This window comes from Nocardioides sp. CPCC 206348, assembly GCF_048654705.1.
Lineage (GTDB): Bacteria > Actinomycetota > Actinomycetes > Propionibacteriales > Nocardioidaceae > Nocardioides.
Map to the genome: position 1 here is coordinate 43,636 of NZ_JBMCZA010000042.1, position 12,416 is coordinate 56,051.

Consider the following 12,416-nt stretch of genomic DNA (forward strand, 5'->3'; position numbering starts at 1 on the left):
TGCCATCCGAGGGAGAACGATGACCGACGGCCCGTCGCAGTACCCGCCCCCGGGTGCCCCGCCGCCGGAAGACCCGCTGCCGAACCACGCCGGCTACGCCCCGCCGGGCGCCGCTCCCACCGCTGCTCCCCCGGCTCCCGGCGCTGCAGGTGCCCCGTGGTCGACGTACCCCACCGCGGGACGGGCGGGCGGCCCTCCCCCGGGCCTGGTGCTGGGCGCTGCCCACAAGCCCGGGGCCTTCCCGCTGCGACCGCTCACGCTCGGCAGCATCTATGACGGCGCCTTCCGGATCATCCGGTTCAACCCGAAGGCGACGGTCGGTGCCGCAGTCATGGTCACCGCGGTGGCGATGATCATCCCGGTGGCGATCACCGCGGTCCTCACCTTCACGGTGGGCCTGTCGCTCGACGCGACGAGCGAGACCAACCCCGATACCGACGTTGCCGACGCCCTTGGACTGCTCGCCGCCTACGGCTCACTGCTGCTCTCGGTCGTCCTGGCCCTCGTCGGAGTGACCCTGGTGACAGGCATGATCGTCCACGTCACCCGCGCCGCGGCCGTCGGACGGCGCCTCGGGCTCCGCGAGGCCTGGGACGCAACTCACGGCAAGCGGTGGCGGCTGATCGGGCTCACTGTCGTGATCAACATGGCGTTCCTCCTGATGACCATCGTGTACATCTTCTTGTGGGTGGCCGTCGTACTCGTCAGCCCAACCGCCTGGCCGATCGTGCTGTGGGGCCTGGTCACCGTTCCGGCCTTCATCGCCCTCTGCTGCTGGCTGTGGGTGCGCTTCTACTACCTGCCGGTCCCCGCGCTGATGCTGGAGCCCGTCGGTGTCTTCGGTGCGATCGGCCGAGGCTGGCTCCTCACGTCGCGGCAGTTCTGGCGCACCTTCGGCATTGCGCTTCTGACGGTCCTGGTCACGCAGGTCGGCGGGAGCATGCTCTCGACACCGATCAGCGTGGTGGGACAGCTGGCGTCTCTTGCCTTCCTCGACTACGCCGCGCTGATCATCGTCGTGACGCAGGCCATCGCCCTGGTCGCCAGCAACGCGTTCGTGGCGCCCTTCGCCGCGGCGGTCACCTCCGTCCAGTACGTCGACCTGCGCATGCGCAAGGAGGCCCTGGACGTCGAGCTGATGCGTGAGGCAGGAATCATCGCCGCATGATCGCTGCGCTCGTGGTGCCGTTGATCGGTCGTCTCGACCCACCGCTCGACCCGAGCGGTGACGAGGCGCGCGGTCAGCTGCGCCGCGAGCTCGCGCGTCCGGAGTACTACGACGCAAACCTTTTTGACCGGATCAACAACTGGCTCAACCGAGCGATCAACGACAGCATCGGTGCAGCGTCCAGCTCGCCTCCCCTCACGGTGGCGATCGCGATCCTGGTCGCCCTCCTGCTCCTGACGGCGACCATGCTCATCGTCTCCCGCGCCCGCCGTACCGCCCGTGCGGACAAGGCGCCCACCGGTGCACTGACGGACGAGGCGATCACCGCCGATGAACTGCGCGCCCGTGCGGAGGCCGCGCTCGCGGCCGAGGACCCGGTCGCGGCCCTGATCGACGCGTTCCGCGCGACCGCGTTGCGCCAGATCGAACGCGGCCGCATCGACGACATGCCCCAGGCCACCGCCCACGAGCTCGCGGGTGCCCTCGCCGTCGTCTTCCCCGATCACGGACCAGCCGTCAGGCGGGGCGCCGACCTCTTCGACCAGGTCCTGTACGGCGACCGGCCGGCCACCGACGAACAGGCGCGCGAGCTGCTGGCGCTCGACGACACCCTCGCCGGGCGGGCGGCCCGCCGATGAAGCGTCGTCCCCCGGGCTGGGTACTGATCGCCCTTGCGCTGGCGCTCGCGCTGGGCGTCGCCCTCTGGTCGTCGCGGGATGCCGAGACGCACCCCGACGCGCTGGACCCCCGCAATCCCGCGCCCGAGGGCGGCCAGGCGATCGCCCGCGTGCTCGAGGACGAGGGCGTGGACCTCACGATCGTGCGGTCGGCTGCTGCGCTCGACGAGGCGACGGTGGACGAGTCGACGACGGTGGTCGTGACGAGCACCGAGTACCTGTCGCCGGGCACTCTCGAACGACTCCGCGACAAGGCGGCCCCGGGGCGACTGGTGCTGGTCGAACCGTCGTACGTCGTGCTGGAGGAGATCGACCGCAGCCTCGACCTGACCTCGGTGTCCGACACGAAGGTCCGTGCCGACTGCGACCTGGCGGTGGGTGGGCTGACGCTGGAGGTCGACCAGCTGACGGCGTACCGAGGGGACGGCCAGACGTGCTTCCGCACCGGCGGCGGCTCGGTCCTCGTCGAGACGGACCGACTGGTGCTCTTCGGAGCGGGCCAGGCGCTGAGCAACGACCAGGTCCTGCGGGCCGACAACGCCGCCGTCGGTCTCCGCCTGCTCGGCGCTACCGACCGCGTGGTCTGGTACGTGCCCGACCTGGCCGACCCGGCGTCCGACGATGCGGTCACCCTCACGTCGCTGATCCCCCGGTGGATCGGTCCCGGCATCTGGCTCGGCGCCCTGGCGGTGATCGCGTTGATCCTCTGGCGCTTCCGTCGGCTCGGCCCGCTGTCGACCGAACCGCTGCCCGTGGTGGTGCGTGCGGTCGAGACCGCGCACAGCCGGGGCCGGATGTACCGCCGTAGTGGCGACCGCCAGCACGTCGCCCGTGCCCTGCGCCGCGCGGCGCGCGCCGACCTCGCCGTACGACTCGGCCTGGATCGCCGCACCCCGCCGGGCGCGGTGATCGAGGCGACGGCCCTGCACCTCGACGCCCGTGTCGAGGCGATCGACGCACTGCTGAACGATGACCAGTTCCCCCCAGCGAGCGACCACGACCTGGTCGGGCTCGCCCAGGCGCTCACCCGATTGAGAAGAGAGGTACGACGCGGATGACCTCAACCGCTGGATCCCCGGCCCCGTCCCGAACCGACGACCAGGCGGTGCGCGAACGACTCCTGGCCGTGCGCCAGGAAGTGGGCAAGGCCGTCGTCGGCCAGGACGCTGCGGTGTCCGGGCTCCTCGTCGCGCTGCTCTGCGGCGGCCACGTGCTCATGGAGGGCGTGCCCGGAACGGCCAAGACCTTGCTCGTGCGCACCCTTGCCGCGAGCCTGTCGGTGGAGACCCGACGCGTGCAGTTCACGCCCGACCTGATGCCCGGTGACATCACCGGATCGCTCGTCATCGACTCCACGGCGGGTGAGCTGAGCTTCCGCGAGGGACCGATCTTCACCAACCTGCTGCTCGCCGACGAGATCAACCGGACACCCCCGAAGACGCAGTCGGCGTTGCTCGAGGCGATGGAGGAGGGCCAGGTCTCCGCCGACGGCGTGACGCGGCCGCTGCCCCGTCCGTTCCTGGTGGCCGCCACCCAGAACCCGGTCGAGTTCGAGGGCACCTATCCGCTGCCCGAGGCACAGCTCGACCGCTTCCTGCTGAAGGTCGTGCTCCCGATCCCGCCGCGCGACCAGGAGATCACCATCCTGACCCGCCACGCGGACGGCTTCGACCCGCGCGACGTCGCCGGTGCCGGGGTCCAGCCGGTCGCCAGCGGTGCCGACCTCGAGGCCGGCCAGGCCGCGGTCAAGACGGTCCAGGTCTCCCCCGAGGTGGCGACGTACATCGTCGACATCGCGCGGGCCACCCGTCAGTCGCCGTCCCTGTCCCTCGGCGTCAGCCCGCGTGGTGCGACCGCCCTGCTGCGCGCGGCGCGTGCGTGGGCGTGGCTCTCGGGTCGCGACTTCGTGACGCCCGACGACGTCAAGGCGCTCGCCCAGGCGGCGCTGGTGCACCGTCTCGGCCTCCGCCCCGAGGCCGAGCTCGAGGGCGTCGACGTCACCCAGGTGCTGGGCTCGGCCATCGCCTCGGTCCCGGTCCCGCGCTAGGCACCCGATGGTGATCTCCGGGCGCGTACCGCTCCTGCTCCTGCTGGGGCTCGGAGCGGTGTTGCTGCGCCCGTTCCCGAGCACGGTCGCCCTGTGGCTGCTCGGCGTGCTGCTCCTGGTGGGGATCGACCTGCTCCTGACCCCGCGCCCGCGGACCGTCGGCATCACCCGCCGCCAACCGGGGACGGTCCGGCTCGGCGACCCGGCCACCGCCGGGCTCGTGCTGACCAACGACGGAACCCGCCGCCTCCACCTGCACGTGCGTGACGCATGGCAGCCCTCGGCGGGCGCGACCGACAACCGGCACCGCTTCCGGCTGCCGCCCACCGGGCAGGAGCGCCTGACGACGCCCCTGCTCCCCCGGCGTCGCGGCGACCTCCGGGCCCACGGCGTCACCATCCGGTCGTGGGGCCCCCTCGGCCTGTCCGCCCTCCAGCAGACGTACGACGTCCCGGGCACGGTCCGCGCACTGCCACCCTTCGAGTCGCGCAAGCACCTGCCCTCGCGTCTCGCCCGACTCCGTGACCTCGACGGCCGCGCGGCCGTCCGGGTCCGCGGGCAGGGCACCGAGTTCGACTCCCTGCGCGAGTACGTCCGCGGCGACGACGTCCGCTCGATCGACTGGCGCGCATCGGCGCGCACGCCGCACGTCGTGGTGCGGACCTGGCAGCCCGAACGTGACCGCCGGGTGGTGATCGTGCTCGACACGTCCCGCACGTCCGCCGGCCGCGTCGCGCGCGAAGCCGGCGCCGACGATGCCGACGGCATGCCCCGCCTCGACGCCGCGATGGACGCCGCTCTGCTGCTCGGCGCCCTGGCCTCCCGCGCTGGTGACCGCATCGACTTCCTGGCCGGCGACCGCCGGGTACGGGCCCGCCAGCGGGTCCACGGCGTGCGTGACGTCGCGGCCCGCCTGCAGGAACAGATGGCCGACCTCGATCCCGTGCTCGTCGAGGCCGACTGGGATGCGCTCGCCGGCGCGGTCCAGGGCTTCGGACGGCAACGCGCTCTCGTCGTACTCCTGACGGCACTGGAGCCGTCCGCCATCTCCGACGGCCTGCTCCCCGTCCTCCCGGTGCTGACCCGCCACCACCGCGTCGTGCTCGCATCGGTGCGCGACCCCGAGCTCAACCGGCTCGCGACGCCGGACGAAGCGCCCACCGCCGACGACGTGTACGGCGCTGCTGCGGCCGAGCACGAGCTCGCTCGCCGGTCGAGGATGCGTGACGTGCTCGCCCGCCTGGGTGTCGACGTCGTCGATGCGGATGCCGCGCAGCTGCCGCCGGCGCTGGCCGACCACTACCTGCACCTCAAGGCCCAGGGCCTGCTGTAACGACGGCGCGAGCGAGTCGCTCCTCCGTCGCGCCGCGCTGCCGCGCGCGCAGTTGCCCCAAGAGTCGGTTGGGTTGACACGGCGGCAAGCCAGTCGCCACGCAGGACGGCGCCTCCCTGCGCTTCGGTCGCTCGTCCCTCGCTCCCTCGGGCTCCGGGCCGGCTTCGTCCTGCGGTAGGCGAACAGCGCGTGAACCAGGGAATCAGGCCTGGGTCGCGACCCGGTCCTCGAGCAGGTCGTTGCCGATGTCTCCGGTCGCGCCACGCCCTGCGGCGGCCCGGCCGATGACGAAGACGTAGGCCAGGAACAACGCCTCGGCGAGGATGCCGATCGCGATCCGTGCCCACGTCGGCAGGGGCGACGGCGTCACGAACCCTTCGACCATGCCGCTGATCGCCAGCACGACGCCGAGACCGAGGGCCACCGTGACGGCCGTGCGTCCGGCCCGCGCCAGCGACGCCGCCCGGCTGATCTGGCCGGGCTCGATCCAGGACCAGAACAGGCGCAACCCGACCCCGCCGGCGACGAAGACGCAGGTGAGCTCCAGCAGGCCGTGCGGGATGATCAGGCCCCAGAACAGCTCCCCGCGGTCGTGGCGGGTCATGATCGAGCCGACGATCGCAAGGTTCACGATGTTGGTGAACAGCAGCATGATCACCGGGAACCCGAGGATGCCCAGCGCGATGCACAGCGCGCTGACCCAGGTGTTGTTGATCCACACGTGGGTGGCGAACGCGCCGGCGGCGTTCTCGCTGTAGTAGCTCTCGAAGTCGCTGTTGACGAGCTGGTCGACCTCCTGCGGCGAGATCAGGTTCTGCTCCACCTCGGGGTGGTGGGCGAGCCACACCATCATGATCGCGATCACGACCACGTTGCCGGCCAGGCAGCTGAGCCACCACCAGCGCATCCGGTACAGCGCGGCCGGGAACTGGTCGGTGAAGAACCGCGCGACGCCGCGCCAGGTCGGCACCCGCGAGGCCAGCATGGAGATCCGCGACCGTCCCAGCAGCGACGACAGGTAGGCGACGAGCTCACCGTCCGGCGCCGACGTACGCACGACCGACAGGTGGGTGGCGACCTGCTGGTAGCGGTCGACGAGCTCGTCGGACTCGGCGCCGGTGCGCTTGCGGAGCGCGACCAGTTCCTCGAGGCGCACCCACGAATACGAATGGGCCGCGACGTAGGCGTCGAGGTCGATGCGGGGCACGCGCACACTTTAGTGGTCGGTCATTAGGCTGACGCCGATGAGCACGTCCGACTTCGCCACCGTCACCGCCGATGACCTGGTCACCGGTGAAGGTGTCGCGCTCGACCTGCCGGCCGCCTCGCTCGGCCTGCGGCTCGCGAGCGGCATGCTCGACGTGCTCGTCACGCTGGTCACCTTCATCGTGCTGTTCATCGTGCTGATCGTCGCGACGCTCCCGGCGGGGGACGACGCACTCACGGGTGCGGCCATCGTGCTCACGTCGGTGCTGACGTTCCTGGTCATCCCGACGACCGTCGAGACGCTCACCCGCGGCCGGTCCGTCGGCAAGCTCGCCCTCGGCCTGCGGGCCGTGCGTGACGACGGCGGACCGATCAGCTTCCACCACGCGCTCGTGCGCGCCCTGATCGGCTTCGTCGAGATCTACGCCTTCTCCGGAGCGCCTGCGTTCTTCTCGATCATGCTGAGCGCGCGGGGCAAGCGGCTGGGCGACTACGCAGCCGGGACCTACGTCGTCCGGGCCCGGGTCCCCCTGCGCCTGCCCTATCCGCCGCCGATGCCGCCCGCGTTGGCGTCCTGGGCGAAGCGCACCGACCTCGGCACCCTGCCCACCGGCACCGCCCTGGCGGTGCGCCAGTTCCTCGGCCGGTTGCCAACGATCGACCCCGTCTCCCGCGTCCGTGTCGGTGAGGCACTCCTGGCCGACGTACTGCCCCATGTGGCGCCGGCTCCTCCGGCAGGTGCTCCCCCGGAACTGGTGCTGGCCGCGATCATCGCGGAGCGCCGTGAACGCGACCTGGCCCGCCTCCGCAGGGACGAAGACCTTCGCGCCCGGCTCCTCGCTGGTGGCTGAGAAGTAGGTTTGGCGCATGATCGAGGCCTTCGAGTCACCCGCCGCGCCCTCCGGCGCCCCGCTGACCGCTCCTGAGCTCGAGCAGGCGACCGAGGCGATCCGCCGCGTGTCCGAGGCATTCTCGAGCCGCGTCGTCGGGCAGCACCGGGTGCGGACCGCCTTGCTGGTCACACTGCTCGCCGAGGGCCACGTGCTCCTCGAGAGCGTCCCCGGCCTGGCCAAGACGCTGGCGTCGGCCACCCTCGCGCAGGCCATCAACGCGCAGTTCGCCCGCATCCAGTGCACGCCCGACCTCCTGCCGAGCGACATCATCGGCACACAGGTCTACGACCCGCGGCGCCACGAGTTCGAGACCCAGCTCGGGCCGGTGCACGCCAACTTCGTCCTGCTCGACGAGATCAACCGCTCGAGCGCCAAGACCCAGTCCGCACTGCTCGAAGCGATGCAGGAGCGGCAGACCTCGATCGCCGGCACCATCCACAAGCTGCCCGAGCCGTTCATGGTCCTGGCCACGCAGAACCCCATCGAGGAGGAGGGCACCTACATCCTTCCCCACGCCCAGATGGACCGGTTCCTGCTCAAGGAGATCGTCGACTACCCCAGCGAGGACGACGAGCTGATGGTCCTCGAGCGGATCGACGACGGCACCCTGGGCCAGCACATGACCGACATCGAGCCGGTCGTGACGACCGCCGAGATCGCCCGGATCCAGGCCCTCGTCCGTCGCGTGTACGTCGACCCGGCGATCAAGCGCTACGTCGTCTCCCTGATCCGGGCGACCCGCAACGTCGGCCAGCTGCTCGGCCCCGAGCTCGGCAACTACGTCGACATCGGCGCCAGCCCGCGTGGCTCGATCGCGTTCTTCCAGGCGGCGCGTGCGATGGCCGTGGTCCAGGGCCGCCACTACGTCATCCCCGAGGACGTCCGCGAGCTGCGGCACAGCGTGCTGCGGCACCGCATCCACCTGAGCTTCGAGGCGCTGGCCGACCGGGTCCAGCCCGAGACGGTGATCGACGCCGTCTTCCGGGCAGTCCCCACCCCGTGACCGGCCCCGGGACCGTGATCCACCCATGACAGCGCACCTGACCCGCATCAAGTCGCGACTGTCGGTCCACGCGCACCGCAAGGTGCGGGGACTCCTCGATGGCGAGTACGCCGCGATCCATGTCGGCCGCGGCATCGACTTCAACGACCTGCGCGAGTACGTCCGTGGCGACGACGTGAAGGACATCGACTGGAAGGCGTCCGCCCGGAGCCGGCAGCTCCTGATCAAGCGGTACGTCGCCGAACGCAAGCACACCGTCCTGCTGTGCGTCTCGACGGGACGCAGCATGGCCGCGATGAACGACGCAGCGGTCTCCAAGCGCGAGCTCGCCGTCTTCGTCGCCGGCGTCATGGGCTACCTCGCCGTGCAGCACGGCGACCTGGTCGGGCTCGCCCACGGCGACGCGACCCGTCAGTCCGCGCGTCGGCCGGAGGGCAGCGAGCTCCACCTCGAACGACTCCTGGGGCTCGTCCACGACGCGATCGCACCGGACGGTCCGCCGTCCGACCTCACCGCCCTGCTGCGCTACGTCGCCCGCACGGTCCGGCGGCGCACCATCCTGGTCGTCGTCTCGGACGAGGCCACGCTGCCGGAGGACAGCGTCGAGGTCCTGCGGCGGCTGACTGCCCAGCACGAGGTGCTGTTCCTGACCATCGGCGACCTCGACCCGACCCTGCCCGCCGTCGCCGACCGTCGCCTCGTCGATGTCGACGCGGGCGCCGAGGTGCCGGGCTGGTTGCGCCACGACCGCGAGCTGCGCGACCAGTACGCCGCGCTCGTCGGCACCCAGGAGCAGCAGCTGCGCCGCCGGCTCGAGCAGCTCGGCGTCGTCCACGAACGGGTCCGCGACACGGAGTCGGCCATCAGCGCCGTCTACCGCCTGCTGGAAAGGCATCGCCATGCCCGCCGCAGATGAGCTGCCCGGGGAGTTCACCGGTCCCGTCGAGTACGCCGACTGGTGGCTGTGGCTCGCCCTGCTGCTCGCCGTCCTGGTCGTCGCCTACTACCTCGTGTCCTGGTGGGTCACCCGCGCACCACGGGTCCCGACGATCGCGCGCCACGACGTCGACGTACCGACGGCCCAGGAGGAGCACCTCGCCCGCATCGACCGGGTCGTCGCGCAGGTCCGGTCCGGAGCGCTGGCGCCGCGTGACGGGCACCAGCAGCTCAGCGAGGTCGTCCGGGCATACGTCGCCACGGTCACCACGCTGCCGGCGCGGACGATGGCACTGGCCGACTTCCGCGAACGCGCACCGCAGGACCTCGTGGACGCCATCGAGGTGATGTATCCGCCGGAGTTCGCCCCCGACGCGACGCTCGCCGAGAACGCCTTCGACACCGCTGTCGCGCAGGCCCGAAGCGTGGTGGGCACGTGGACATGACCTGGAACAGCGGCGGCAGCGAGTTCCGCTGGCCGTGGATGCTGCCCGTACTGGTCCTGCTCATCGTCGGCCTGCTCGTGTGGTGGGCGCGGACCCGCGGCCGTCCTCCGGCCGGGGCGGCCTACGTCGCGCACACCGACCGCCTGCGCTCCCTCCCCCGCTACCAGGCGCTGGTACGACGCCAGGTCATCCTCGGGACCTGCCTGACCCTCGCGGCGCTGCTGACCTGCGCGGGAGCCATCGTGCTCTCCGGTCGGGTCCAGGAACGCCAGACGTCGCTGCAGGACGACCGGACCCGCGACATCATGCTGTGCCTCGACGCGTCCGGATCGATGGCCGAGGTCGACGCACAGGTGCTGCGTGAGTTCCGGACCATCGTCGACGGCCTGCAGGGCGAGCGGGTCGGGCTCACGATCTGGAGCGGCGTCGCGATCACGGTCTTCCCGTTGACCGACGACTACGACTTCGTGGTCGAGCAGCTGACCGAGGCCGAGGCGGCCTTCGGCACGGGTGGCATCTACAGCGACGCCTACGCGATCTACACCGCCGGCACCGTCGTCGACTGGTCGGTGCAGTCCCAGCTCGGTGACGGCCTGGCGTCCTGCGTGCAGCGGTTCGACCGCAAGGACGAGGACCGCAGCCGGGCGATCGTGCTGGCGTCCGACAACGAACCGATCGGGGAAGGCATCTTCGACCTCGCGGGCGCGGCCGAGTTCGCGGCCGACGAGGACGTCGTGGTGCACGGCATCGCGGCACCACTGACAGCCGACCGGCCGAGCGCACTGCGGTTGTTCGACGACGCGGTGACCAGCACCGGTGGGACCTTCGCACTCCTCGGCGAGGACGGGAGTGCGGCCGCGGTGGTCGAGGCGATCGGCGACCTCGAGGCCACGAAGATCGACAAGCCGCCGCTGGTGCAGGTGCTGGACCGTCCGGCCCTGGGCACCACCATCACCGGGATCGGCCTGGGTGGCCTGGTGGCCGTGTGGATCGCCGAAGCCGTGATCGCACTGCGCGGGCGACGACGCGAGGACGCGCCATGAGTCCCTCGACTGCGACGTTCCTCGTCGTCGCGCGCCGGATCGGCATCGCGCTCACGTTCATCCTCGTCCTGCTCCGCCCCGGCGTCGGTGAGGCCGATGCGCCGACCCAGCTCGCCGACGTCGACGTACTCGTCGTACTGGACCGCACGCGATCCATGGCGGCCCTCGACTTCGACGACCGCGAGCCGCGCATCAACGGCGTGAAGGCGGACCTGGTCGCACTGGCCGAGGACCTGCCGGGTGCCCGCTTCGGGATGCTGACCTTCGGTGCCGAGGCGCGCCTGGTACTGCCGTTCAGCACGGACGTCACCGCGTTCGAGTCGGCCGTCGACACGGTGTACCTCGAGGGCCCGCAGGACGGCGAGGGGTCCCGGGCCGACCGGCCGGTGCCCGAGCTGACCGAGGTCCTCAAGCGCGCCGAGGAGCAGCGGCCCGAGCGGCGTCGGGTCGTGGTCTACGTCGGCGACGGAGAGGACACGGCCGAGGGCGAGGGCAGCGCCGACCCCACCTTCGGGGACGTCGCCGACCTGATCGCGGGCGGCATCGTGCTGGGCTACGGCACGGAGCAGGGCGCCACGATGCCGTCGTCCAGTGACCTCGACATCGACGAGGGCTATGTCCTGGACCCGGAGACCAACCAGAGCGCGGTCTCGAAGGCCGACCTCGGGAACCTCGAGAAGATCGCCGACGAGCTCGGGGTCGCGTTCGCCCACCGCACCAGCACCGCGGGCATCGCAGGGATCGCGGAGTCCTTCGAGGCGTCGTACGTCGACGGCGAAGGTGGTGACGGCCTCCCGGCCAAGCACGACCTCACCTGGTTGTTCGGCCTGATCCTGCTCGCCCTGGTGCTCGCCGAGCTGCGGGCCGGCTGGCGCGGGGTGTGGTCCGCACGGAACACCCTGTTGCCGCCGTCCGCGAAGGGGGCAGCCCGGTGAAGAAGCCTCCGAACCCGCGCCGCCGGCTGCGCCGGGTGCTGCTGGTCGCCGGCATCCTCCCGGCCCTGCTGGTGCTGGCCTGGTGCCTCAAGGTCGGCCTCACGCTGCAGCACAATTCCGCAGGACGCGACGCCTTCGAGGACCAGGACCTCGACCGCGCGGTCGCCCAGTTCGCCGACAACCAGCGCCTCAACTGGTTCGAGTCGTGGGTCGCCTTCTTCAACGAGGGCACCGCCCTGTACGTCGACGGCGCCTGGCCCGACGCGATCACCGCCTACGAGACCGCCCTCGAGACCGTGCCGCACCGCGACGAGTGCACGGTGCGCATCAACCTCGCACTCGTGCACGAAGCCGTCGGCGACTCGTTGCAGGTGGCCAAGAAGACCGATGAGGCGATCCTCGCGTGGGACGCCGGGATCGACGTCCTCGCCGAGGGCTCCTGCCCGACCGACTCCGGCCGCGGCGACGAGCAGAGCGACGACGCCGCAACGGTCGACGACCGGCTCCGCAACAAGATCCAGAAGACCCAGCCGCAGGACCCGCCCCCTCAGGACCCCCAGCAGCCCGACAACGAGGGCGACGGGGAGGACGACGGCAAGAAGGACCCCCGGCAGGAGCAGCTCGAGCGCAACAACCAGGAGGGCCTGGAGCAGCGCCGTGACGAGCAGGACCTGTACGACGACGACTTCAACCGCCCGAACTCGTGGTGAGCCCGCTGCGGGTTCATCA

At 71.4% G+C, this 12,416-nt stretch carries 13 protein-coding genes; 12 read left to right on the top strand and 1 reads right to left on the bottom strand.

Going from position 1 to position 12,416, the window contains the following annotated elements:
- Window positions 1-19 precede the first annotated feature (19 nt).
- The 5 genes from ACOADB_RS01460 to ACOADB_RS01480 are packed head-to-tail and all read left to right on the top strand — an operon-like array spanning window position 20 to window position 5,225.
- Entirely contained in the window at window positions 20-1,168 is a 1,149-nt protein-coding gene (locus ACOADB_RS01460; RefSeq protein ID WP_378596133.1) for a hypothetical protein, read from the top strand.
- A complete protein-coding gene (locus ACOADB_RS01465; RefSeq protein WP_378596134.1) occupies window positions 1,165-1,806 on the top strand; it encodes a DUF4129 domain-containing protein in 642 nt (213 codons plus the stop codon). The genes ACOADB_RS01460 and ACOADB_RS01465 overlap by 4 nt, the downstream gene beginning before the upstream one ends.
- Window positions 1,803-2,903 carry a DUF4350 domain-containing protein gene (locus ACOADB_RS01470; protein WP_378596135.1) on the top strand — a complete coding sequence of 367 codons (1,101 nt, stop codon included), beginning with the start codon at window positions 1,803-1,805 and terminating at the stop codon, window positions 2,901-2,903. The genes ACOADB_RS01465 and ACOADB_RS01470 overlap by 4 nt, the downstream gene beginning before the upstream one ends.
- The gene (locus tag ACOADB_RS01475) at window positions 2,900-3,892 is read left to right on the top strand and encodes an AAA family ATPase (protein ID WP_378596136.1); all 993 of its coding nucleotides are present in this window, start codon (window positions 2,900-2,902) and stop codon (window positions 3,890-3,892) included. Before ACOADB_RS01470 ends, ACOADB_RS01475 begins: the two co-directional genes overlap by 4 nt.
- A gap of 7 nt (window positions 3,893-3,899) precedes the next feature.
- Window positions 3,900-5,225 carry a DUF58 domain-containing protein gene (locus tag ACOADB_RS01480; RefSeq protein ID WP_378596137.1) on the top strand — a complete coding sequence of 442 codons (1,326 nt, stop codon included), beginning with the start codon at window positions 3,900-3,902 and terminating at the stop codon, window positions 5,223-5,225.
- A 202-nt stretch (window positions 5,226-5,427) separates the two neighbouring features.
- Here ACOADB_RS01480 and ACOADB_RS01485 read toward each other — a convergent pair whose 3' ends face one another.
- Window positions 5,428-6,432, bottom strand: coding sequence for a stage II sporulation protein M (locus ACOADB_RS01485; protein WP_378596138.1), 1,005 nt, complete (start codon window positions 6,430-6,432; stop codon window positions 5,428-5,430).
- Window positions 6,433-6,469: 37 nt separating this feature from the next.
- On the opposite strand from ACOADB_RS01485, the gene ACOADB_RS01490 reads away from it, so the two are divergent.
- From ACOADB_RS01490 to ACOADB_RS01520, 7 genes are read left to right on the top strand one after another with little or no spacing between them, the layout of a single operon-like run.
- Window positions 6,470-7,282: an RDD family protein gene (locus ACOADB_RS01490; protein ID WP_378596139.1), complete on the top strand. Its 813-nt coding sequence runs from the start codon at window positions 6,470-6,472 to the stop codon at window positions 7,280-7,282.
- Window positions 7,283-7,298: 16 nt separating this feature from the next.
- Complete coding sequence (locus ACOADB_RS01495) at window positions 7,299-8,327, top strand: AAA family ATPase (RefSeq protein WP_378596140.1); 1,029 nt, start codon at window positions 7,299-7,301, stop codon at window positions 8,325-8,327.
- Window positions 8,328-8,352: 25 nt separating this feature from the next.
- Window positions 8,353-9,243, top strand: coding sequence for a DUF58 domain-containing protein (locus ACOADB_RS01500; protein WP_378596141.1), 891 nt, complete (start codon window positions 8,353-8,355; stop codon window positions 9,241-9,243).
- On the top strand, window positions 9,227-9,709 hold the full coding sequence (locus ACOADB_RS01505; protein ID WP_378596142.1) for a hypothetical protein: 483 nt from the start codon (window positions 9,227-9,229) through the stop codon (window positions 9,707-9,709). Before ACOADB_RS01500 ends, ACOADB_RS01505 begins: the two co-directional genes overlap by 17 nt.
- Complete coding sequence (locus ACOADB_RS01510; RefSeq protein WP_378596144.1) at window positions 9,706-10,752, top strand: VWA domain-containing protein; 1,047 nt, start codon at window positions 9,706-9,708, stop codon at window positions 10,750-10,752. The genes ACOADB_RS01505 and ACOADB_RS01510 overlap by 4 nt, the downstream gene beginning before the upstream one ends.
- A complete protein-coding gene (locus tag ACOADB_RS01515) occupies window positions 10,749-11,687 on the top strand; it encodes a vWA domain-containing protein (protein ID WP_378596145.1) in 939 nt (312 codons plus the stop codon). Before ACOADB_RS01510 ends, ACOADB_RS01515 begins: the two co-directional genes overlap by 4 nt.
- A complete protein-coding gene (locus ACOADB_RS01520) occupies window positions 11,684-12,397 on the top strand; it encodes a hypothetical protein (RefSeq protein WP_378596146.1) in 714 nt (237 codons plus the stop codon). The genes ACOADB_RS01515 and ACOADB_RS01520 overlap by 4 nt, the downstream gene beginning before the upstream one ends.
- The last annotated feature ends 19 nt before the right edge of the window (window positions 12,398-12,416 follow it).

Coding starts and splice junctions, on each gene's coding strand:
- ACOADB_RS01460 (WP_378596133.1), top strand. CDS start 20: ATGACCGACGGCCCGTCGCAGTACCCGCCCCCGGGTGCCCCGCCGCCG.
- ACOADB_RS01465 (WP_378596134.1), top strand. CDS start 1,165: ATGATCGCTGCGCTCGTGGTGCCGTTGATCGGTCGTCTCGACCCACCG.
- ACOADB_RS01470 (WP_378596135.1), top strand. CDS start 1,803: ATGAAGCGTCGTCCCCCGGGCTGGGTACTGATCGCCCTTGCGCTGGCG.
- ACOADB_RS01475 (WP_378596136.1), top strand. CDS start 2,900: ATGACCTCAACCGCTGGATCCCCGGCCCCGTCCCGAACCGACGACCAG.
- ACOADB_RS01480 (WP_378596137.1), top strand. CDS start 3,900: ATGGTGATCTCCGGGCGCGTACCGCTCCTGCTCCTGCTGGGGCTCGGA.
- ACOADB_RS01490 (WP_378596139.1), top strand. CDS start 6,470: ATGAGCACGTCCGACTTCGCCACCGTCACCGCCGATGACCTGGTCACC.
- ACOADB_RS01495 (WP_378596140.1), top strand. CDS start 7,299: ATGATCGAGGCCTTCGAGTCACCCGCCGCGCCCTCCGGCGCCCCGCTG.
- ACOADB_RS01500 (WP_378596141.1), top strand. CDS start 8,353: ATGACAGCGCACCTGACCCGCATCAAGTCGCGACTGTCGGTCCACGCG.
- ACOADB_RS01505 (WP_378596142.1), top strand. CDS start 9,227: ATGCCCGCCGCAGATGAGCTGCCCGGGGAGTTCACCGGTCCCGTCGAG.
- ACOADB_RS01510 (WP_378596144.1), top strand. CDS start 9,706: ATGACCTGGAACAGCGGCGGCAGCGAGTTCCGCTGGCCGTGGATGCTG.
- ACOADB_RS01515 (WP_378596145.1), top strand. CDS start 10,749: ATGAGTCCCTCGACTGCGACGTTCCTCGTCGTCGCGCGCCGGATCGGC.